This window comes from Candidatus Purcelliella pentastirinorum, from assembly GCF_028748785.1.
In the GTDB taxonomy this organism is placed as follows: domain Bacteria; phylum Pseudomonadota; class Gammaproteobacteria; order Enterobacterales; family Enterobacteriaceae; genus Purcelliella; species Purcelliella pentastirinorum_A.
The window spans coordinates 269721-294875 of record NZ_CP110496.1; the positions used below are offsets into that span (position 1 = coordinate 269721).

Below are 25155 nucleotides of genomic sequence, written 5' to 3' on the forward strand. Positions count from 1 at the left end.
AAAATTATGCCTTTAAATAAAGAAGAAAAATTTGAAATCATCAATAATTTTAAATTAAAAAACAAAGATACAGGATCAAGCAATATACAAATAGCATTATTAACAAAAAAAATAAATAAATTACAAAAACATTTTATCAAAAATAAAAAAGATAAACATAGTAAATATGGATTATTAAAAATGATATCAAAAAGAAAAAAATTATTAAAATATATCAAAAAAAATAAAAATACAGAATATAAAAAATTAATAAAAATGTTAAAATTAAGACATTAAAAAAAAAAAATAAAAAAAATATTAAATTTAAAAAATTATTTATATACAATACATGTATAAATTTTGATATAATATTCTAAAAACAACAACTTATAATATTAAAGGAATATGTTTTGTTAAACTCAACAATATCTAAATTTCAATATGGTCGTAATATTGTTACATTAGAAACAGGAACTATAGCAAGACAATCTTCGTCTTCAATAATAGCTAGCATGGATGAAACAACTATATTAATCAGTATAGTTAATAAAAAAAACAATAAAAATGAACAAAATTTTTTTCCATTAACGGTACATTATCAAGAACGTGCATATGCAGCAGGACGTATACCAGGTAGTTTTTTTAGAAGAGAAGGAAGACCGAGTGAAAACGAAATATTAACTGGAAGATTAATAGATAGACCAATTCGTCCTCTATTTCCAAATAATTATACAGATGAAATTCAAATTATCGCAACAGTAATTTCACTTAACCCACAAATAAACCCTGATATTATATCTATAATAGGAACTTCAGCCGCATTACATTTGTCCAATATACCATTTAATGGGCCAATAGGAGCTGCTAGAGTTGGATATATAAATAACCAATATATTTTAAATCCCACATATGATGAAATAAAAAAAAGTGATTTAAATTTAATTATATCAGGTACAAAAGATGCAGTGTTAATGGTAGAATCAACATCTAATTTATTAAATGAAAGTAAAATATTAGATGCAATAATATTTGGACATAACGAACAAAAAAATGTAATTAATCAAATAAAGTCCTTAACAAAAAAATATGATAATAATAATTACATTAAACCTGTAATAAATAATAATAAAGATTTATACTATCAAGTTAAAAAAAATGTCAAAAATAAATTAAAAATAGCGTACAACATAATAGAAAAACAAATAAGATTAAATAAAATTGATGAAATAAAAAATAAAATAATATCCAAATTAAATATTTTAAATAAAAAAATAAAAGAAAATGATATTTCAAATATTTTTAATAAAATAGAAAAAAAAATAGTAAGAAAAAATATTATAAAAAATAAAGTAAGAATAGATGGTAGAGAAAAAGACATGATCAGAGCACTAGATATACGAACACATATATTACCTAGAACTCATGGATCAGCATTATTTACAAGAGGTGAAACACAAGCACTAGTAACAGTAACATTAGGTACAACACGTGATGCACAAAATGTAGACGAATTACATGGTATGCATACAGACAATATATTATTTCATTATAATTTTTTACCATATTCTGTCGGAGAAATAGGTAAAATAGGAATACCTAAAAGAAGAGAAGTAGGTCACGGATGGTTAGCTAAAAATAGTATATTAGCTATAATGCCTAAACAAAAAGCATTTCCTTATACAATACGTATTGTATCAGAAATAACTGAATCAAATGGATCATCATCTATGGCATCTGTATGCGGAGCATCATTAGCATTAATGGATGCAGGAGTTCCTATTAAGACAGCAATAGCAGGTATAGCAATGGGTTTAATAAAGGAAAAAGATAAATATGTAATTTTATCCGATATTTTAGGAGACGAAGACCACTTAGGAGATATGGATTTTAAAGTAGCAGGAAGTAAAAATGGAATAACTGCCTTACAAATGGATATGAAAATAAAAAATATTACTTATGAGATCATAAAAATAGCTCTAAATAAAGCAAAACATGCTAGAATACATATTATTAATGTAATGAATAAAGCAATCAATAAACCCAAAAATAATATTTCTATATATGCTCCTAGAATATATACAATGAAAATAAAACCAGAAAAAATAAAAAATATTATAGGTAAGGGTGGATCTATCATTAGAGAAATCACAGAAAAAACAGGTACTTCAATAGAAATAAAAGACAACGGAACAATAAAAATAGCTGCAAATAACGAAAAAAAAACTAAAAAAGCTATAAAGAGAATAAAAAAATTAACGCAAGAAATAGAAGTAGGAAATATTTATAAGGGGAAAATAACCAAAATAGTAGATTTTGGGGCTTTTGTCAAAATAGGAATGGGAAAAGAAGGATTAATACATATATCACAAATTTCAGAAAAAAGAATAAATAAAATTACAGATCATTTACAAATAGGACAAGAAGTAAAAGTCAGAGTACTAGAAATTGATAGACATAATAGATTTCGTTTAAGCATGAAATAATCAAAATTATGTGAAATATCAAAAAACACATCTAAATAAATAAAATTAAAAAATAAACAATTATAAAAAAAATTTTTATATTTTATTTTAAATTTTTTTTATACCCTATATTATCCTCGTAAATAAAATATTTATTTTATATTTAAAAATTAAATACAATTAATAACATAAAACAAATAAAAGTATATCAATTTGATTAAAAGGAATAAATAATAAATGAACAAAACAAAATTAACTTTTAACGATTTAAAATTAAACTCAAATATAATACAAGCATTAAAAGATATTGGGTATATTAAACCATCACCTATACAAATTGCATGTATACCAGAATTAATAAAAGGAAGAGATGTATTAGGAATAGCACAAACAGGAAGCGGAAAAACAGCAGCATTTGCATTACCATTTTTAAATAATATAAATAAAAAAAAAAAAAATATACAAATATTAGTATTAACACCAACTAGAGAACTAGCAAAACAAATAACAAACTCATTTATGAAATTTGCAAAATATATAAATAATATAAAAATAATATCTATTTATGGCGGGCAAAAATATGAAACACAATTATATCTATTACGTAATAAACCTCAGATAATTATTGGAACACCTGGAAGATTATTAGATCATTTAAAAAGAAAAACTATAAATTTATCCAAAACAAAAAAAATAATTATAGATGAAGCTGATGAAATGTTAAAAATGGGATTTATAGAAGATGTAGAAAAAATAATATCAAAAATAAAAAAAAGATACCAAATAGCATTATTCTCTGCAACCATGCCAAATAATATTAGAAATATTACATATAAATTTACAAAAAATCCTATAGAAATTAAAATAAAATCTAATATACAAAATATACCTGATATTAATCAAAATTACTGTATTATATACGGTCGTAAAAATGAAGCATTATCAAGATTTTTAGAGATAGAAAAATATGAAGCAGTTTTAATTTTTGTTCGTACAAAAAATTCTACATTAAAAATGACAAGTTTTTTAGAAAAAAAAGGATATACATGTTCTCCATTAAATGGAGATATGAATCAAATTTCCAGAGAAAAAACTTTAGATAAATTTAAACAGGGATCATTAAATATCTTAATTGCCACTGATATCGCAGCAAGAGGTCTAGATGTTAAACGTATAAATTTAGTGATAAATTACGATATTCCATTAGATCCTAAATCATATATACATCGTATAGGAAGAACAGGTAGAGCTGGTAGAAAAGGAAAATCATTACTATTTGTAGAAAACAAAGAAAAACATTTATTAAATAACATAAAAAAAATAATAAAACTACCATTAAAAAAAATAGAATTACCTAAACCAGAATTATTAAGTTTACATAGACAAAACAAATTCATTAATAAAATACAAAAACAATTAAAAAGTAAAAATTTAGAAAAATATCGTATTTTACTAACAAAATTACAAAAGGAAAAAGAAATAGATATAGAAACTTTCGCAACTATATTATTAATACTAGCACAAAAAGAAAAACCATTATTATTATCATCAGACAATATTAAACATAAAAAAATAAATAAAATTTACGATAAATCAAAAAACAATTTAATGTATTTATATAAAATAAATTTAGGAATAAAAGATGGAGTAAAAATAAAAAAAATATTAAATGAACTAAAGAATAAAAATAATATTAAAAATAATGATATTGGAAGAATAAAAATATTTAAATCATATTCAACTATAGAATTATCTAAAAATATAAAAAGAAAAATAAAAAAAAATAAAAATAAAATAAAAATTATGAATAAAATAACTGAAATAAGATTATCAAAAAGAAGATATAAAAAAAACAATAAAAATAATAAATTAAAATTCAATTATTCATAAAATATTTTAAACTTAAAATAAAATCACAAATTAAAAAATAAATACATAAAATTTATTATTTATTTATTAAATTATACATAATTTAATAATAAATTTTATAATTAATAATAAAAAATAAAATGAAAATAAAATATAATGCAAATAAATTTTACCATGGATTAAAAATTATTATAAACAACGAACCATATTCTATTGAAAATCAAGAATTCTTTAAACCAGGAAAAGGACAAGCAATCGTAAGAGTAAAATTAAGAAAATTAAAAGATGGAAAACTAATAGAAAAAACCCTTAAATCTACTGATTCAGTAAGATCTGCAAATATATTAGATATAAATGCTATTTATTTATATAATGATGCAAAAATATGGTATTTCATGAATAAATTTAATTTTGAACAAATAGCAATAAAAAAACAAATTTTAACAAACAAAATAAAATGGTTATCACCTAAAACTAAATATACAATAACTTTATGGAATAAAAATGCAATATCAATAAATATTCCTAATTTTATAAATTTAACCGTTATTGAAACAGAACCATGTAAAAATGAAAATATAAACAAAAACACAAAAATCGCTAAATTAAATAACGGAATAAAAATAAAAATACCATTATTTGTAAAAAATGGAAATATTATTAAAATCGACACTAGAAATGAAAAATATGTATCTAGAATAAAATAAAACTTTATACTTTATATAAACAACAAAATATTAATAAATATTATATATATTAACTAATAAATTATACTGATCACGTTCTAATAAATATAAAATATAAATAAAATATAAAATTTTAACTAAAATAATTAATAAATTGTACATAATAATTATAAAATAAAATTAATAAATACAAAATACATAATAATATGTATTATATTAAATCTATTCAAAAAAATATAAATTTTATAAAAACTATTAAAAAATACTAAAATATAAAAAATGAAAAAAATAAACAAAATAATAATATTATCAATTATTCTTTTATTAAATACATCATGTAAAAAACAAGACGAAATAAAAGGAACAATAAATAACTATACATATTATTTAAAATCATTTGATTTAAAGAAATTAAAAACTCCTAAAAACATATATTTAATAATAAATAATAATATAAATTATCTAATTTCTATTAAAAAAAATAAAAATAAAATAGGAAAAGAATTAAATATATATCCTCCGCAAATATTATCAAAATTAAATTATAAAAATGATTTTTTTTCAAAAAAAATAAAAAAAACAAAAAAAATAGATAAAATTTTGAAAAAAAACAATTGAAGCTACAAAATACTATAAAATTAATATTAATAATATATCAATAAAAAATAAAATAAATAAATTAAATACAAAATAAATAAATTAAATATTTTAGATAAAAAAAAATCTTATAGATTAAAATATAAAATAATATTAAAAAAATATACATAAACTCGTTTAAAATAAAATATTTAAATAAAAAAAATTATAAAAAAGTAAAAACAAATATTATGAAAAATTAATACTTAATAAAACTTATAAACATTTTAAATTAATTAAAAAAATTAAAGATTATAAATAAAAAAATATATATAAAATTAAAAAAAAATTTTGTATTTTAAATATCACTAAAAAATGTTTAAATATCTATTTATAAATAAACAAAAATTATAATTAAGAAAAATAAAAAATATATGTCATTCTTAACATATCTTACATTGACAATAATAATAAGTTTATTAATGTTATTATCTGGATGGATACTAGGTGGAAAATCTAATAATACAATAAACAAAAATTCACCATTTGAATCAGGTATGAATCCTATAGATAATAATAATATAAAAGTAAATATACAATTTTACAAAATAGCAATATTTTTTATACTTTTTGATGTAGAAACAATATACTTATATACTTGGGTTTTATCAATAAAAGAAAATGGAATATTAGGATTAACAGAAATAATGGTTTTCATTTTAATATTATTAATTGGATTATTATATATAATAAAGAAAAATGGGCTATTAATAAATTATAAAAATAAAAAAATACCAAGGGATTATTAAAATGGACTATACATTAATTAAAATAAAATCAAAATCAAATGATAAATACCCACTGGAAAAAAAATATAAAACAAAAGATCCATTAGATAATTTTAAACAAAATATATATATAGGTAAATTAAAAAAAATAATACACAACATAGTAAATTGGGGAAGAAAAAATTCTATTTGGCCATTTAATTTTGGATTATCTTGTTGTTATGTAGAAATGGTTTCATCTTTTACATCAATACATGATATATCAAGATTTGGGTCTGAGGTTTTAAGACCATCTCCTAGACAAGCAGATTTAATGGTTATTGCTGGAACTGTTTTTTACAAAATGGTACCAATAATACAAAAATTATATGATCAAATGTTAGAACCTAAATGGGTCATCTCTATGGGAGCATGTGCTAACTCGGGAGGAATGTATGATGTTTATTCGGTAATACAAGGAGTAGATAAATTTCTTCCAGTTGATATATACATACCTGGATGCCCTCCTAGACCAGAAGCTTATATACAAGCATTACTTTTACTAAAAAAATCAATTGGAAAAGAAAGAAGACCATTATCATGGTGTATAGGAGATCAAGGAATATATAAAATTAATTATAAAGCAGAACGTGTAAAAAAAAGAAAAAAAAGAATATCAAAAGAATACTTTAAATAAAAAATATATATTAAATAATATTTAATATACAAATAATATTGTTTAACTTAATTGAATAAAAAATTTTACTAAAAAATAAAAATTCGCAAAATAAACATATCATGAAAAAAAATAAAAAAGATTATTATAACAATAAAAATAAAATACAATCGAATAATAAAAACAATATACTTGAAACCTTAAAAAAAAAATTTCCAAATAAAAAATTTATTTTGCAAAAAAATCTAACAAATAGCATAACTATATGGATAAATCGCAAAGATTTAATAGATATAATATATTTTATTAAAAAAATAAATAAACCATACATAATGTTATATGATTTACACGGAATAGATGAAAGATTAAGAATACATCGTAATAATTTACCACAAGCTGAATTTTGTGTATTCTATCACATTTTATTAATAAAACAAAATAAAGATTTAATATTTAAAATAGCATTAAAAGAAAATGATTTAAAAATACCATCATTGACTAAAATATTTCTTAATTCAAATTGGTATGAAAGAGAAACATGGGAAATGTTCGGAATAAAATTTACAGGACATCCAAATTTAACAAACATTTTAATGCCAAAAACATGGATAGGATATCCATTAAGAAAAAATCATCCATCTAGAGCGACGGAATTAGATTATTTCATATTAACGAAAGAAAAAGAAAAATTAGAAATGTCATCATTAACATTCAATCCTAATGAATGGGGTTTAAAAAAAATAAATGATAAAAAACAAAACTATATGTTTTTAAACTTTGGACCAAATCATCCTTCAGCACATGGAGTATTCAGAATAATATTACAACTATCAGGAGAAAAAATTATAAATTGTATACCAGATATTGGTTACCATCACAGAGGAGCTGAAAAAATCGCAGAAAGACAAACATGGCATGGGTACATACCTTACACGGACAGAATAGAATATTTAGGTGGATGTATAAACGAAATGCCTTACATATTAGCAATAGAAAAAATAGCAAAAATAAAAGTACCTAAAAGAGCACAAATAATAAGGATTATGTTATCAGAACTATTTAGAATTAACAGTCATTTATTATATATATCCACTTTTATACAAGATTTAGGTGCTATAACTCCTATTTTTTTAGCATTTACTGATCGTCAAAAAATATATAATATTATTGAAGAAATTACTGGAGCAAGAATGCATCCAGCATGGTTTAGAATCGGTGGAGTGGCTAAAGATTTACCAAAAAATTGGAATAAATTACTAAAAGAATTATTGATATGGATACCAAAAAGATTAAACATGTATATAAATGCATCATTAAATAATAAAATAATCATTAACAGATCGAAAGGAATTGCAAAATATAATCAAAAAGAAGCATTATCATGGGGCGTAACCGGATCAGGACTGAGAGCAACAGGCATTAATTTTGATATTAGAAAAAACAGACCATATTCAGGATATGAAAATTTTGATTTTCAAATACCTATAGGAGACGGTACAAGTGATGCATATACACGTGTTATATTAAAAATGGAAGAATTATACCAAAGTTTAAATATATTAACACAATGTCTTAATTATATGCCTGAAGGATTATATAAAGCTAAACATCCATTAACTACCCCCCCAATGAAAAATAAAACATTAAAACACATAGAAACATTAATACATCACTTCTTACAAATGTCTTGGGGCCCAATTTTACCTCCAGAAGAATCATTACAAATGATAGAAGCTACTAAGGGAATAAATAGTTATTATTTAATTAGTGACGGTAACGCAACAAGTTATAGAACAAGAATTAGAACACCAAGTTTCCCACATTTACAACAAATTCCATCCGTAATAAATGGAAGTTTAATATCAGATCTTATTGTATATTTAGGAAGTATAGATTTTGTTATGTCTGATGTGGATAGATAATTATGAAAAATATTAAAAAAAAAAAAAACAAAAAAGAAAATAAATTAACAACAAAAGAAAAAAAACAAATTCAAGAAGAAAAAAAAAAATATAAAAATAAAAATTCAGTAATAATAGAAGCATTGAAAATTGTACAAGAAAAAAGAAATTGGATTTCTGATAAAATTATAATTGCTATATCAAAGGAAATTGAAGTATCGTACAATGATATAGAAGAAATTGCAACCTTCTATAGTCAAATTTTTAGAAAACCTGTCGGTAAACATATTATAAAATTCTGCGATAGTGTAGTATGTTATGTTAACGGGTATAAAGATATTCAAAAAAAAATTGAATACCATTTAAAAATCAAACCAGGAAATACGACAGAAGATAATTTATTTACACTATTACCAACATGTTGTTTGGGTAATTGTAATTTTAGTCCTACAATTATGATAGACAAAGATATATATGGACCAGTAAATACAAATTCAGTCATTCAAATATTGGATAAATATTTATGAAATTAAAAAAAAAAAATAATCAAACTCATCCATTAACATGGCGTATACGTAAAGACAAAAAACCAATATGGATTAAAGAATATTGTAAAAAAAAAGGATATAAAACAGCTGAAGCAACATTAAATAATATGAACTCTAAACAAATTATATTAATGATTAAAAATTCCGAATTAAAAGGAAGAGGTGGAGGAGGGTTTCCAACTGGTATAAAATGGGAATTAATGTCAAAAGTTAATATTTCTAAAAGTAAATATATAATATGTAATGCAGATGAAATGGAACCTGGTTCATATAAAGATAAATTACTCATAGAACAACTACCTCACCTACTAATTGAAAGCATTATTATTGCTGCATTTGCATTAAAAGCACAACAAGGTTATATATTTTTAAGGGGGGAATACATTAAAGCTAACACAAATCTAAAAAAAGCAATAAAAGAAGCAATCAATGCTGGATTTATTGGAAATAAAATATTTAATACAAAATTTAACTTCAAACTTAATGTTCATATAGGGGCTGGAAGATATATTTGTGGTGAAGAAACCGCGTTATTAAATTCATTAGAAGGCAAACGAGCTATACCAAGACACAAACCACCATTTCCTGCATTAGTCGGGTTTTTAGGAAAACCCACATGTATAAACAATGTAGAAACATTATGCAATATACCTGGAATAATAAAATATGGAATAGAATGGTACAAGGGGTTATCTAAAAGTAACGATTATGGTACCAAAATGATGGGATTTTCAGGAAAAGTAAATAATCCAGGTGTTTGGGAAATGCCATTTGGAACAACAGCAAGAGAAATTTTAGAAAAATACGCAAAAGGAATGCATAAAAAAATAAAATTAAAAGCATGGCAACCCGGAGGAGCAAGCACAGCATTGTTAACAGAAAAACATTTAGATACTCCAATGGACTTTACTAATATCCTTAAAGCAGGAAGTCGACTAGGAACAGGAATAGCATTGGCCATTGACGATAAAATAAATATTTTATCATTAATAAAAAACATAGAAAAATTCTTCTCTAGAGAATCATGTGGTTGGTGTACTCCATGTAGAGAGGGTTTACCATGGATAGTAAAAATATTGAACAAATTAGAAAAAAAACAAGGAAATAAAAATGATATAAAAATTCTCAAAGATATATGTTCGCATATCAAAAATGGAACAACATTTTGTGCTCATGCTATTGGAGCTATAACCCCATTACAAAGTGCAATTAAAATTTTTTATCAAGAATTCGAATATAGTTTAAAATAAATAAATTTTTATAATAAAAATAATGTTTTAGGTTAAAATATGACAATAAATCTATATATAGATAAAAAAAAATATAAAATAAAAAAAAAAAATAATAATTTATTACAAATATGTTTATCATTAGGTTTCAATATACCATATTTTTGTTGGCACCCAGCAATGGGAAGTGTAGGGTCTTGTAGACAATGTGCGATTAAAAAATATAAAAATTATGAAGATAAAAATGGTCAAATAGTTATGGCATGTATGACATCATTAACTGATAATACATTCATAACAATAAATGATAAAGAAAGTAAAAACTTTAGAAAATTTATAATAGAATTACTTATGACAAATCATCCTCATGATTGCCCAATATGTGAAGAAGGTGGTAATTGCCATTTACAAGATATGACCGTAATAACTAAACATAAATCAAGAAGATATAATTTTAAAAAAAGAACATATTACAATCAATATCTAGGACCTTTTATATCTCATGAAATGAATAGATGTATTACATGTTATAGATGTGTAAGATATTATAAAGAATATGCACAAGGTAACGATTTTGGAGTATTTGGGATAAGTAATAATATCTATTTCGGTAGAACCAAAGAAGGTATGTTAAAAAATGAATTTTCCGGTAATTTAATAGAAATATGTCCTACCGGGGTTTTTACAGATAAAATAAATTCAAATAACTATGCTAGAAAATGGGATACACAATTTTCTCCTAGTATATGTCAACAATGCAGTGTTGGATGTAATATTAGTATTGGAGAAAGATACGGTAAATTGATCAAAGTAGATAATAGATATAACAATGAAATAAATAATTATTTTTTGTGTGATAAAGGAAGATTTGGACATGGGTACGTTAATAATGATAAAAGACCAAAATATATATTCATAAAAAAAAAAAACAAATTAACAAAAATAGAAAAAAGTAAAGCATTAAATATAATTAAAAACATGATGATAAAATATAATAAAATTATGGGTATAGGTTCAACAAGAGCAAGTGTTGAAAGTAATTTCGCACTAAAAACACTGGTAGGAAAAAAAAACTTTTCAACAGGTATGACAGAAAAAGAAGAAAAAACGAACAAATTAATATTAAAAATATTATGTAACAGTAACATAAATATCCCTTCATTAAAAAATATAGAAAAATATGATGTTATATGTATATTCGGTGAGGATATAACACAAACATCTCCATGTATTGCTTTAGCAGTAAGACAAGCAATTAAAAATACTATGAATAATTTATCAAAAAAAATAAACGTAGAAGAATGGCATAACATTGCAAGATCTAATATTAAACAAAACAAAACTAATGATCTATTTATAACCTGTATTAATAAAACAAAATTAGATGATATTTCCAAATGGTCTTATTATGGATCAACTGAAGATCAAACACGTCTTATATTTGCAATAGCAAATAAATTAAATAAAAATTCACCACCTGTAATAAATCTAGATATCAAATTAATTAAACAATCTAGTTATATAGCAAACAAATTAATATATGCAAAAAAACCATTAATTATTTCTGGTAATCAATTAAGAAGTATAAAAATGATACAAGCTGTAAGCAATTTAATAAAAGCATTAAAAATAATGAATTCTAATACTGGAGCAATATTATTACCATCAGATGTAAACAGCATGGGGGTTTCATTAATAGGTGGAATACCTTTAAATAAAATTTTAAAAAAAATAAAAAATAATAATAAAATTATTCTAATAATTTTAGAAAACGACTTATATTATAGATTATCAAAAAAAAATATAAACAATATATTTAAAAAAAAAGATAATATAATATTAATTGATCATCAATTTACAAAATTTACTAAACATGCAAAAATTATCTTACCAGCAACAACATTTGCTGAAAGTACAGGTACAGTAATCAATTACGAAGGAAGAAATCAACGTTTTTTTAAATTATTTGAACCAAAATTTTATGATTCTAATAATATAATGAAGGAAAGTTGGAAATGGATAAAAAAATTAAAAAACATTTCTAATAAAAAAAATAATCTAAAAACAGATGATATAATAAATGAATGTTATAAAAAAACTATACAATTAAAATATATAAAAAATGCTGCTCCATCATCATTATTTAAAATACATGGACAAAAATTAGCACGTGCTCCACAACGTTATAGTGGACGTACCGCTTTGCAAACAAATTTAAATATACATGAAAAAAGTCAACCCAAAGATAAAGATACCATGTTTAATTTCTCTATGGAAGGATACTATAAATTAAATATAAAGAATTTACAAACACCTTTTATCTGGAGTCCGGGTTGGAATTCAAACCAAGCATTATATAAAATAATAAAAAAACCTCTAAAAAATAAAAAAAAACCTAAAAATTATTTATATTTTTTAAAAACAAAAAATATTAATTGGTTTAATAAAATACCTGAAAGGGATACTAAAATAAAAAATAAATTAAAAATATACCCATATTATAAAATATGGGGATCTGAAGAATTAACAAAATATTTTACAAAAATAAATAAATATATAAACAAAACATATATAATATTTAATATATACGATGCAAATAAATTAAAATTAAATAATGGTGATTTAGTAGAATTAAATTATCACGATATATATTCAAATTTAATAGTTAAATTATCAACTTATATTAAAAAAGGATATATAGGATTACCATTAGGAAAAGCAGCACTACCACTATCTTTGAATCATAAAAGAATAAATATAAACGATCTACGGAAAATCTAAGATGTTTTTGCTAAAATTAAATATTACAGAAAAAATACATATAATAAAAAATCTAACAATTTTATTAATAATTATAATATCAGGTGCATTTCTTAGTTTTATTGAAAGACGAATTTTAGCAATTTTACAAAATAGATATGGTCCCAACCAGGTTGGTTGGGAAGGAACATTGCAAGTATTAGCAGATATGATAAAAATGCTTTTCAAAGAAGATTGGATACCACCTTTTAGCAAAAAAACATTATTTATAATATCACCAATTCTTGCATTTATATTACCAATAATAATAACTTCGATAATACCATTTAATGAAAATTTATCAATTATGAATATTGATATTGGTATATTATTTTTTATAATGATTACAAGCTTATCAGTATATCCAATATTATTAGCGGGAATATCAAGCAATAGCAAATATTCATTATTAGGGTCTATCAGATCAATAGCACAAACGTTAAGTTACGAAATATTCTTAAGTACATCAATTATGGGAGTAATTGCTAAATCAAAAACATTAAATATTTTAGAAATAGTACATAATCAAAAACATTTATGGAATATAATTCCACAATTTTTCGGGTTCATAACATTCATAATAGCTTCTATTGCAATATGTCATAGACATCCATTTGACCAACAAGAATCTGAACAAGAATTATCAGATGGATATCGTATTGAATATTCTGGTATGAAATTTGCATTATTTTTTTTAGGAGAATACATTAATATAATTAGTATGTCGTTTATGATAGTATCAATATTTCTTGGCGGGTGGTATGGATTAAATTTTTTATCACCAATAATATGGATTATTTTAAAAACATTTTTTTGTACAACAATATTTATTGTAATCAGAGCATCTTTACCTAGACCAAGATTTGATCAAATAATAAAATTTGGTTGGATGTTTTGTTTACCACTAACATTATTGAACTTAATAATTACATCAATAATAATTTTATATAAATAAAAAAAATTAAATGAAAATAAAAAAAATTATAATAACTATTATTACATGTTTAAAAAGTATGTGGATAATATCCAAAAATATATTTTCTAAACCTGAAACCATAAAATATCCATATGAAAAAATAAACTTATCAACCCGTTATAGAGGAAGAATTATATTAACAAGAAATAAAGAAGGAGATGAACGATGTGTTGCATGCAATTTATGTTCTGCAGTATGTCCGGTGAGTTGTATAGCATTACAAAAAAAACAAAAAAAAGATGGTCGATGGTACCCAAAATTTTTTCGTATAAACTTTTCAAGATGTATTTTTTGTGGTTTTTGTGAAGAAGCATGTCCTACCAAAGCAATACAATTAATTCCAGATGTAGAATTATCAGAATATAAAAGATCTAATCTAATATATGAAAAAAATGATTTATTGACGTTAAATACAGGAAAATATAAAAAATATGATTTCTACAAAATTACGGGGATACAAACAAAAAATAAAAAAAAGGGAGAAGCTTATAATGAAAATAAACCAATTGATGTAAAAAAAATACTACCTTAAAGAGATTTTAATATGAAAATAATATTCTATATCTGTTTATTAGTTATTGTAATTAATATTATTTGCACAATAATGAATACAAATCCAATAAACTCACTAATTCATCTAATAATATCATTAATGAGCATATCAGGACTATTTTTTTTAATTAACGCTAAATTCATTGGAGCTATAGAAGTAATTGTATATGCTGGAGCAATAATGGTATTATTCATTTTTGTAATAATGATGCTTAATCTTGACAAAATTACAAAAAAAAGGGAAAAAAAATGGTCATCAAATAAACTCATGACAATAATATTAATATCATTATCAATATCTATAATATTTATTATTAATAAACTATTAAATAATAAAAATTACTACATAGATATAATTAAAACAAACATTCAAGATATAGGCATTATATTTTTCAATAAATACATCTTAATTGTTGAATTATCTTCAATAATGTTATTATCAGCATTATTGGTATCCCTTTATATTAATAACGAACATTAAAAATAAAAATATTATACAAAAAAATATGATTAACTTAAAATATATATTAATAATATCATCAATATTATTTTGGATGGGTTTAATAACAACAATATGCAGAAGAAATATTTTTTATATATTAATAGGCATAGAAATAATGATCAATAGTTCAGCGATAAACTTTATAATTGCAGATGATTATTGGCATAATATCGATGGACAAATTATATATATAATTATAATAAGCATAGCAGCTGCAGAAATAAGTATAGGATTAAGCCTACTAATGATAATGTATAATAAATTTAAAACACTAGATATAGATTGTTTAAAAGAGTTAGATAAATGAAAACTTTATCAATAGTAATTATATCACCATTAATTAGTTCAATATTAATTATAATATTAAATAAAAAATATTCAAAAAATATCATTTCTCTATTAGGTATAGGATCAATATTAATATCTACTATAATAACTTTATATAATTTAGTATATTTTAAAAATCATGAAAAAAAGATATATATACAAAAATTATGGAAATTAATGACAATAAAAAATTATAATATAGACATAAATTTATTAATAGATAACCTATCAATAAATATGTTAATAATGATTACATCTATTGCTTTATTAATACATATTTTCTCTAAATGGTATATGAAAGAAGAAAAATACCTTAAAAGATATTTTGCACTTATGAACCTTTTTGTATTTAATATGATTATATTAGTTTTAACTGACAATTTAATAACTATGTTTTTCGGATGGGAGGGAGTAGGAATATGTTCATATTTATTAATAGGATTTTATTATAAAAATCATAAAAATATAAAAGCTGCAATGAAAGCATTCATAATTACAAAAATCGGTAGTATATGTTTAATAATATCTATTTTAATTATATATAAGATATTTGGAACTTTAAATATATTAGAAATTAAAAAATTAGCTTTAAAATATTACAACCATAATGATAAAAATATAAAATTAATCAATACATTACTTTTAATATCTGCAATAAGTAAATCAGCACAAATACCATTACATACATGGTTATTAAATGCAATGGTAGGACCTACACCAGTATCAGCTTTAATACATGCTGCAACCATGGTAACTGCTGGAATTTATTTAATATTAAGAACACATACATTATTCATATTAACTCCAAAAATTTTAAACCTAATCGGAATTATAGGTGGAATAACAATAATATCATCAGGGTTATCAGCAATAAAAGAAAAAAATATTAAAAAAATACTAGCATATTCCACAATTAGTCAATTAGGATATATTTTTATAACAATAAGCATAAAATGTTGGAATACAGCAACATTACATTTAATGAATCATGCATATTTTAAATCGTTACTATTTCTTGCAACAGGAAGTATTATAACAAATTTAAAAAATGAACAAAATATTTTAAAAATGGGGGGGTTATATAAAAAAATACCGTTAATTTATTTATATTTTTTAATAGGAGGAGCATCATTACTAGGTATTCCTATAATTACTTCAGGTGGATATAGCAAAAATATTATTTTTTCAAATTTATTAATAACCAATAATAATATATTAATATTAATTGGATTAATCGGTGTTTTATTAACTGCCATTTATACAACCAGAATGATTACTAAAATTTTCCACGGAAATAACTATTATAAATTAAATAAAAAAAAAATAAATAATTTATTTCATAATATACCTTTAATTATATTAGCAATATTATCAACCTTCATAGGAGGAATGTTGACTATTTATTTAAATAATATTAAATATAAAAATGTAATTATGCTAGAAATAATAAGTATTATTGTGATAATTACAGGGTTTATAATGACATTAAAAATAAAAAATTATAATATAAAAAACAAACAAAAAAAAAATATATTTAACAATATACTAAAATATTTATTTATTACTGAAAAAATAGATAATTTATACAAAATAATATTAATAAAACCATTCAATAAATTAATATTATTTATAAAAAGGGACCCACTAAATAATATAATATCATTTACAAAAAAAACAATATATTACATTAGCAATTCAATAGAATTATTTTCAAATGGTAATATTAGATGGTACATTACTACAATAACTATCAGTGGAATAATTATTATATCATTTATATTAATAAATATATAATATTTACAAATTTATTATAATTTAAATAATTAAAAAAAATATAAATAATAATAATATTTAAGGATTAAAATAACAATGTTGCTTGTATGGATAATAATAATTCCATTTATAGGAAGTATAGTATGTTGGCAAAGTCAATACCTAAATAAAAACATGCCAAAATGGTTAGCTCTTTTTATTAATATAATATTAGTAATATTATCAATAAAAATTTATCAACAAATTGGTTTTAACCAAAAATCTCTTTTAATAAATAAAATACCCATATGGAATATAGAATTTTGCACAAAATGGATAAATAGATTTAATATAAATATACATTTAGCAATAGATCAATTATCATCATTAATGATCTTATTAACAAATGTATTAGGTATAATTACTATTATTATATCATGGAATAATATAAACAAATATCCAGGTTTGTTTTATTTTAATATAATATTAATCATTACATCAACAATAGGAATTCTTTTATCAATAGATATGATTTTATTTTTATTCTTTTGGGAATTCATATCAATACCAATATATTTTTTAATCACAATATGGGGAAATAAAAACATAAAGAAAAGAACTCAAAATGCTATAATTTTTTTTATTTACACACAGATTTCAGGAATAATATTATTATGTAGCATTATAATGCTATCTTATATTAATTATAAGAATACAAATATATGGAGTTTTGATTACAATACTTTGTTAAAAGTACATATGTCTAAAATAATAGAAAATATATTAATGCTAGGATTTTTGATATCATTTTTAATAAAATTACCAATAATACCTATACACAAATGGATGATTAATACACATATTAGTAATCCAATAAATAGCACAGTAGATATTATAGCATTTTTGTTAAAAATACCTTTATATGGAATCTTAAGATTCAATATATCTCTATTTCATGAAGCTATTAATAATTTTTCAACAATAATATCATATCTACTAGTTATTGGTATGTTTTACAGTTCATTTATGGCATTAGCACAAAAAAATCTTAAAAAACTTATTACATATAATTTGATAATGCATACAAACTTTGCATTAATAGCTATATGTAATATTAATAAATTCATATATCCAGGAATAATAATATATATTATATCTAATATAATATCAACATTAGCACTATTTATATTATGCAAACAAATCTATAAACATTTAAATACTTTCAACATAGAAAAAATGGGTGGATTATGGAAAGAAAAAAAAATATTTCCTGTAATAACACTATTTTTTATATTAGCGAATATAGGATTACCAGGAACTGGTAACTTTATAGGAGAAATAATAATTTTATTAGGTATTTTAAAAAAATCATTAATAATATCAATATTAATGTCATTAAATTTATTATTTTCCTCTATATACTCATTAATAATTTTACAAAAAATATTTTACGGAAAACAAAAAAAAATAATAAAAATTCAAAAAACTAATTTTAAAATATTAAGTGTAAACATTATTTTAATTGCAACTACATTATTAATAGGTCTTTACCCTGAAATTATTTTAAAAGAAATAAAACAAAAAACAAATAATATTCACTATTACGTTGAAAATAAATAAACTTTATATGAAATACATTTTTGAATCACTAAATATAATATTACCAATATTAATAATAATTATTACATTAATTATTATTATGATATTAACAATAATAGGAATAAAAAAACAAAAAAGTTATTTTTTAACTATAATATCAATATTAATAATAATATTATTTTTAATATTTAATATAAATAATAAAATAAATCAGTTAACGACATTACTACATATAAATAAACATACCATAATATATACATTAACAACATTAATAGGAAGTTTATCAACATGTATATATGCACGACAATGGATAAATGAAAATAATGAAAATAAAAATGAATTTTATATATTTATACTAATTTCATCATTAGGAAATATATTAATAATAAATGCAAATAATTTATTATCTCTTTTAGTTGGAATTGAGCTGATATCAATACCTACTACAGGATTAATAGGATATTCATTAAAAAAAAAATCTTCTCTAAAAGCTACAATAAAATATAAAATATTAGCTAGCATATCATTATCATTTATAATTTTTGGAATATCATTAATTTATATAACAACAGGAAATATTACGTATAATATAATAATGCAATTAGTAATAAATAAACCATTAGCAATCATTGGTTTCGCTATGATTATAATTGGTTTAGGGTTTAAATTATCAATTATTCCATTTCATTTATGGATATCAGATGTATATAAAGGATCATCTATTCCAACAATAAATTTTCTAAACACAACAAATAAAATAGCTTATTTTTATGCGACTTATAATTTAATTTTAAACACATTTATTATAAATATTCATTCAATAAAAATAATATTGGAAATAATGACATATTTATCAATAATTTTAGGTAATTTAATGGCATTATCACAAAAAAACATAAAAAAATTATTAGCATATACATCTATAACTCATGTCGGTAATTTATTATTAGTAATAATAAATTCAAAAAACATTTTATCCTTTGAAACATCAATTATATATATAATAAACTATTTATTAAATTCCACTGGAATATTAGGTATAATAAATTTATTATATAATAAAATTAAAGATAAAAAAGAAAATTATCCTATAAATTACATAAAAGGAATATTTTGGAAAAATAAAATACATGCAATAATGCTAACTATAATAATATTATCGTTCGCTGGGTTACCAACAACAATCGGATTTATAAGTAAATTTTATATAATTATGTTAACTATTACCTCTAATTTATGGTGGTTAACAATTTTAATAATATTTAGCAATATTATTGGAATATGTTACTACTTAAATATTATAAAAATAATATTTTGCAAAAAAGAAAACAATAAAAACGCAATAAAAATAAATAAAAATGAAAGACTACAAAATATATTAATATATCTATCTACAATTTGTATAATATTCATAGGAATATATCCTCAATTAATAATTAATATAATAAAAATTAACATATAAATTGAAAAGTAAAAAAATGAATATTTATATTAATTATATTTTCAATATATTTAATAAATTAGATTTAACATTTACAACATCTAAATTTAAACAAACTTTTCTTAATAAATTATCATTATTATGTAATATATTATGATAATCATATTTCTTATCAAACATAAGAGTACTACCTCTATATAGAGTATCAGTCAAAACTTCTACATATACATCCTTAACATCAAACCATTTATCTTCAATTAAATAAGATATTACTATAGGATCATGCAATACCATTCCATCAAAAAATTTTTTATTCTTATAAAACGACATATAACAACGAGATAAATCAATTAAAAAATTATTATTTAAAGAAAATAAATCATCTTCTGTTATAACAATTTTATGTGTAACATCTAAGGGTACAACCACAATAGGTAATTTTGATAAAAAAACTAATTGAGCCGCATGCGGGTCAGACCATACATTGAATTCACTATTACATGTTATATTTCCAAAACAACCATTAGTACCAAATGCTCCACCCATTATAATCAAAAACTTAATCTTAGGTACCAATTCAGGACATTTTTTAATAACTGTAGCAATATTAGTTAAAGGACCTAAAGCAACTAAAATTATTTCATAAGGATTATTATTTATACTATCAATAATAAATTCTAAAGCATCATAAGCAACATAATTAACATAATCATCAAATATATCACCTAAACCATTATTACCATGAATATTAATAGAATCATCAAATGAATTATTATATACAAGTGAATTTGAACAACCTTTATAAATAGGTACATCTATATCAAATTTTTTAGAAAATAAAACTGCATTATTAGTAACTTGATTTATGTTAGTGTTACCAAATACTGTAGTAATACCTAATATATTTTGAGTTCTATAAGCCAATAACAAAGCAAAAGCATCATCAACTCCAATATCTGTATCAAAAATAATTTTATTCATGTTTTAAATGAAGCATTATAAATTAAAGTACACAAACATTATAACAAAAAAATATTTTATTTAAAATAATAAAAGTATAAAATAAAATACATTGTTTTTCATAAAAAACAATAAATTAATAATTCTATATTATATAAATATAATTTTTAAAAAAATAAATGGAGGAATGGTCGAGTGGTTTATGGCAGCGGTCTTGAAAACCGCAGACGATTAAAATCGTCCGAGAGTTCGAATCTCTCTTCCTCCGTAAGATATAAAATCTAAAAAAATAAAAATAAAATTTCATTAACTTAAAATAAAATACACTTTAATAACAAAAAAAATTTTAAAATTAAATGATATTTAATATAATTAATATACTAAAAAATATAATATTTATATATTATTTATTAATAAATATGCCCGAAGGTGGAATCGAACCACCGACACGGGGATTTTCAATCCCCTGCTCTACCAACTGAGCTATCCGGGCAACATAAAAATTATTTTAAAATATACAAACTCAAATTTTTAAAATATTTATAAAAAATATAAAAAATAAAATATAATCAATTATCTAATTGAGCAATTCTAAAATAAACTATCATACAACTATGATTAAGTAAATATTTTATAAATAGGAAAAAATATGGAAATTTTTTTTACAATATTGATAATGACATTAGTAGTATCACTTTCAGGTATTGTTTCTAAAATTATTCCATTTACAATACCTTTACCATTAATGCAAATAACAGCAGGAGCATTATTAGCATGGCCTAAATTTGGACTACATGTAGATTTTGACCCGGAACTATTTTTGGTTTTATTTATCCCACCATTATTATTTGTAGATGGACTAAAAACACCAATTAACGAATTTTTAAATAATGGAAGAGAAATAATAGCATTGGCACTAATATTAGTGATAATAACAGTTATAGGTATAGGATATTTAATCTCTTGGATAACCCCAGGAATAGCATTAACACCTGCATTTGCATTAGCAGCGGTACTTTCACCCACAGATGCAATAGCGTTATCCGGAATACTAGGTAAAAAAAAAATACCTAAAAAAATAATGACTATATTAAATGGCGAAGCGCTTATGAATGATGCATCTGGATTAGTATCATTAAAATTTTCAGTTGCAGTAGCAACGGGATCAATGGTTTTTACAATACCAGAAGCAATATTAGAATTTCTAAAAATAGCTATAGGAGGGCTATTATCTGGGATAATAGTATGTAAAACTTATGGTAAACTGTTGAAATTATTTAGAAAATGGAGTGGTGCTGATACAGCAACACAAACAATTTTATTACTTTTATTACCATTTACTTCATATTTAATAGCAGAACATTTAGGAGTATCAGGTATTTTAGCATCTGTAGCATCAGGTATGACAATAAATAAATTTAATATTTTACGTCAAGCACCATTAACAATGAGATTAAGAGCTAAGGGTGTATGGCAAATGTTAGAATTTGTATTTAATGGAATAGTATTTCTTATGTTAGGTCTGCAATTACCAGATATTATACAAATATCAATAATAGAAGCAAAAAAAGATCCTAATGTACAATTATGGATTTTACTATGTGACATAATTATTATATATATATCATTAATAATAGTAAGATTTATATGGTTATGGATAATGAAACATGTAAGTATATTTTTACTAAAAAAACATCCATTAGCTTTTACCAATTATAGTAATCGTGAATTATTAATTACATCTTTTGCTGGTGTTTGCGGTGCTATAACTTTAGCGGGAGTATTATCAATACCATTATATCTTAATAATGGATCAGTTTTTCCTGCAAGATACGAACTTATATTTATTGCAACCGGTGTAATTCTATTTTCATTAATAATAGGGGTTATATTTTTACCAATAATGCTTAGAGGGATTAATGGTATTAATAAAATTAATTATTATAAAGAATTACAATTAGCTAAAGCAACAATGGCGGATTTAGCAATAGAGAGTTTATATAAAATAGAAGAAAACCTAATTAAAGAGAATACAGAAAATATAGATACAGAATTACTAAAAGAAGTTAACACTAAAATAATTGGTAATATAAGAAATAAAATAAATATTCATAATGATTTAAAACAAGCTCAATTTAAAGAAAATTTAGAAAAAAGATTAAGACTTGTAGCTTTAAGAGCTGAAAGAACTGAATTATACCATATGAGAGCAACTAAAAAAATAAGTAACGAAATTATGTTAAAATTATCTCATGATTTAGATTTAATGGAAGCGTTATTAACAGATATAGAAGAATAAAACAATATTTAACATACCTTAAAAGTAAAACTAATCCATAAATAATAAAAAATATTGATATATTTAAATAAATAAAAAAATAAAATAATCTACTAATACTAATAAATTATTTAAAAAAATAAAAAATAAAAAAATATTAAATATTAAATTAATAATCTTATTCAATTAATAAAAATTATATGAAATCAATAACATAATATCTTGATTTTATCGTTAAAATTGTTAAAATAACAAAATTAAATAATAAAGTTTTATATTTAATAAAATATATATTAACTATATTAATAATCTTTAAACTTAAAAAAGTTATATTTAACAAAATATAAAATTAATATTAAGAAAAAAATTGTCCATATTTATATATAAATTAAACTTTATATATTTTACAAAATTAAATAAATATTAATTTTAAAAACCAAAATATTCTATATATAAAAATATATAATTTTTACTTTAAAAAAACACTACAAAATAATTAATAAAAATAAAATAAATATTTTAATAATACATAAAAAAATTTAGCTATATATAAAAATATTGATAAATATACTAAATAATCTATTAGGCTTGTAGCTCAATAGGTTAGAGCACACCCCTGATAAGGGTGAGGTAAGTGGTTCAAATCCACTCAAGCCTAATACAAAGGGGCTATAGCTCAGTTGGTAGAGCATCTGCTTTGCAAGCAGAAGGTCGGGGGTTCGAAACCGCCTAGCTCCAATAAATAAAAAACAAAATAAAAAATAAAAATAAAAAAACAATTAATTAACAAAAAATGTCATTTAAAAATGGATTTTTAGCAGCTCTACGAGCCAATCTATCACATAATTCATTTCCCATATCACCAGTATGACCCTTTACCCATTCCCAATGAATAATATGACAATTAATTGCTTTTTCTAACCTAATCCATAAATCTACATTTTTAACAACACTATTATTATAAGTTCTCCAATTCCGTTTTTTCCAATTTAGAATCCATTCAGTAATACCACTACGTAAATATGTACTATCAGTGTAAATAATAATATTTGATTTAATAGTAAAATATTCAAGTGCAACAATTGCCGCCATAATTTCCATACGATTGTTTGTCGTAAGGAAAAATCCAGCGCTAAAATAAATTTTTTTTAAACCATTTCTTATAAACACTCCATAACCACCAGGACCAGGATTTCCTATACAAGATCCATCAATAAATACTATATTTTTCTTTAACATATTAATAAATCCTTTAATTTTTGATAAAATAAAAAAA

21 protein-coding genes and 4 tRNA genes are annotated in these 25155 nt (G+C 21.7%); 22 read left to right on the top strand and 3 right to left on the bottom strand.

From position 1 onward, the window contains the following. Positions 1–6 precede the first annotated feature (6 nt). The 18 genes from rpsO (at position 7) to ONB71_RS01450 (ending at position 20662) form a co-directional block, all read left to right on the top strand. Positions 7–276 (top strand): 30S ribosomal protein S15, encoded by a 270-nt coding sequence (rpsO, locus tag ONB71_RS01365; protein WP_274360374.1) that lies wholly within the window; start codon positions 7–9, stop codon positions 274–276. A 113-nt stretch (positions 277–389) separates the two neighbouring features. Next, entirely contained in the window at positions 390–2462 is a 2073-nt protein-coding gene (gene pnp / locus ONB71_RS01370) for a polyribonucleotide nucleotidyltransferase (protein WP_274360375.1), read from the top strand. Between the two features lie 216 nt (positions 2463–2678). Next, a complete protein-coding gene (locus ONB71_RS01375; RefSeq protein ID WP_274360376.1) occupies positions 2679–4331 on the top strand; it encodes a DEAD/DEAH box helicase in 1653 nt (550 codons plus the stop codon). Positions 4332–4450: 119 nt separating this feature from the next. After that, entirely contained in the window at positions 4451–5017 is a 567-nt protein-coding gene (efp, locus tag ONB71_RS01380) for an elongation factor P (RefSeq protein ID WP_274360377.1), read from the top strand. 258 nt (positions 5018–5275) lie between these two features. Beyond that, positions 5276–5614 carry a hypothetical protein gene (locus ONB71_RS01385; protein WP_274360378.1) on the top strand — a complete coding sequence of 113 codons (339 nt, stop codon included), beginning with the start codon at positions 5276–5278 and terminating at the stop codon, positions 5612–5614. Positions 5615–6006: 392 nt separating this feature from the next. Continuing rightward, the gene (ndhC, locus tag ONB71_RS01390) at positions 6007–6381 is read left to right on the top strand and encodes an NADH-quinone oxidoreductase subunit A (RefSeq protein WP_274360379.1); all 375 of its coding nucleotides are present in this window, start codon (positions 6007–6009) and stop codon (positions 6379–6381) included. Between the two features lies 1 nt (position 6382). After that, the gene (locus ONB71_RS01395; RefSeq protein WP_274360380.1) at positions 6383–7036 is read left to right on the top strand and encodes an NADH-quinone oxidoreductase subunit B; all 654 of its coding nucleotides are present in this window, start codon (positions 6383–6385) and stop codon (positions 7034–7036) included. A 101-nt stretch (positions 7037–7137) separates the two neighbouring features. Then, the gene (nuoC, locus tag ONB71_RS01400) at positions 7138–8937 is read left to right on the top strand and encodes an NADH-quinone oxidoreductase subunit C/D (protein ID WP_274360381.1); all 1800 of its coding nucleotides are present in this window, start codon (positions 7138–7140) and stop codon (positions 8935–8937) included. 2 nt (positions 8938–8939) lie between these two features. Further along, positions 8940–9443 (top strand): NADH-quinone oxidoreductase subunit NuoE, encoded by a 504-nt coding sequence (gene nuoE, locus ONB71_RS01405; protein ID WP_274360382.1) that lies wholly within the window; start codon positions 8940–8942, stop codon positions 9441–9443. Then, positions 9440–10714: an NADH-quinone oxidoreductase subunit NuoF gene (nuoF, locus tag ONB71_RS01410; protein ID WP_274360383.1), complete on the top strand. Its 1275-nt coding sequence runs from the start codon at positions 9440–9442 to the stop codon at positions 10712–10714. The genes nuoE and nuoF overlap by 4 nt, the downstream gene beginning before the upstream one ends. Positions 10715–10753: 39 nt before the next feature. Beyond that, a complete protein-coding gene (nuoG, locus tag ONB71_RS01415) occupies positions 10754–13474 on the top strand; it encodes an NADH-quinone oxidoreductase subunit NuoG (RefSeq protein WP_274360384.1) in 2721 nt (906 codons plus the stop codon). Position 13475: 1 nt separating this feature from the next. Further along, the gene (nuoH, locus tag ONB71_RS01420) at positions 13476–14447 is read left to right on the top strand and encodes an NADH-quinone oxidoreductase subunit NuoH (protein ID WP_274360385.1); all 972 of its coding nucleotides are present in this window, start codon (positions 13476–13478) and stop codon (positions 14445–14447) included. Between the two features lie 10 nt (positions 14448–14457). Continuing rightward, on the top strand, positions 14458–15000 hold the full coding sequence (gene nuoI, locus ONB71_RS01425; protein ID WP_274360386.1) for an NADH-quinone oxidoreductase subunit NuoI: 543 nt from the start codon (positions 14458–14460) through the stop codon (positions 14998–15000). Positions 15001–15012: 12 nt separating this feature from the next. Next, the gene (locus tag ONB71_RS01430) at positions 15013–15501 is read left to right on the top strand and encodes an NADH-quinone oxidoreductase subunit J family protein (RefSeq protein ID WP_274360387.1); all 489 of its coding nucleotides are present in this window, start codon (positions 15013–15015) and stop codon (positions 15499–15501) included. A 25-nt stretch (positions 15502–15526) separates the two neighbouring features. Continuing rightward, positions 15527–15829 (top strand): NADH-quinone oxidoreductase subunit NuoK, encoded by a 303-nt coding sequence (nuoK, locus tag ONB71_RS01435; protein WP_274360388.1) that lies wholly within the window; start codon positions 15527–15529, stop codon positions 15827–15829. After that, positions 15826–17643, top strand: a complete 1818-nt coding sequence (nuoL, locus tag ONB71_RS01440) for an NADH-quinone oxidoreductase subunit L (protein WP_274360389.1) — start codon at positions 15826–15828, stop codon at positions 17641–17643. The genes nuoK and nuoL overlap by 4 nt, the downstream gene beginning before the upstream one ends. A 75-nt stretch (positions 17644–17718) precedes the next feature. Further along, positions 17719–19221, top strand: a complete 1503-nt coding sequence (locus ONB71_RS01445; RefSeq protein ID WP_274360390.1) for a complex I subunit 4 family protein — start codon at positions 17719–17721, stop codon at positions 19219–19221. Between the two features lie 7 nt (positions 19222–19228). After that, complete coding sequence (locus ONB71_RS01450; RefSeq protein WP_274360391.1) at positions 19229–20662, top strand: NADH-quinone oxidoreductase subunit N; 1434 nt, start codon at positions 19229–19231, stop codon at positions 20660–20662. 33 nt (positions 20663–20695) lie between these two features. On the opposite strand, the gene ONB71_RS01455 is transcribed toward ONB71_RS01450, so the two are convergent. After that, positions 20696–21622, bottom strand: a complete 927-nt coding sequence (locus ONB71_RS01455; RefSeq protein ID WP_274360392.1) for a nucleoside hydrolase — start codon at positions 21620–21622, stop codon at positions 20696–20698. Positions 21623–21782: 160 nt separating this feature from the next. On the opposite strand from ONB71_RS01455, the gene ONB71_RS01460 reads away from it, so the two are divergent. Then, positions 21783–21869 (top strand) — tRNA-Ser (locus tag ONB71_RS01460). A 152-nt stretch (positions 21870–22021) separates the two neighbouring features. Here the strand turns inward: ONB71_RS01460 and ONB71_RS01465 are convergent. Continuing rightward, positions 22022–22094 (bottom strand) — tRNA-Phe (locus tag ONB71_RS01465). A 156-nt stretch (positions 22095–22250) separates the two neighbouring features. Between ONB71_RS01465 and ONB71_RS01470 the strand changes: the two genes are divergently transcribed. From ONB71_RS01470 to ONB71_RS01480, 3 genes are all read left to right on the top strand, one after another. Next, positions 22251–23900: a Na+/H+ antiporter gene (locus tag ONB71_RS01470; RefSeq protein ID WP_274360393.1), complete on the top strand. Its 1650-nt coding sequence runs from the start codon at positions 22251–22253 to the stop codon at positions 23898–23900. Between the two features lie 563 nt (positions 23901–24463). Then, positions 24464–24537, top strand: a tRNA-Ile gene (locus ONB71_RS01475). 7 nt (positions 24538–24544) lie between these two features. Next, positions 24545–24617: transfer RNA gene (locus ONB71_RS01480), tRNA-Ala, on the top strand. Between the two features lie 45 nt (positions 24618–24662). Here ONB71_RS01480 and rnhA read toward each other — a convergent pair. Then, complete coding sequence (gene rnhA / locus ONB71_RS01485) at positions 24663–25118, bottom strand: ribonuclease HI (protein WP_274360394.1); 456 nt, start codon at positions 25116–25118, stop codon at positions 24663–24665. Positions 25119–25155 lie beyond the last annotated feature (37 nt).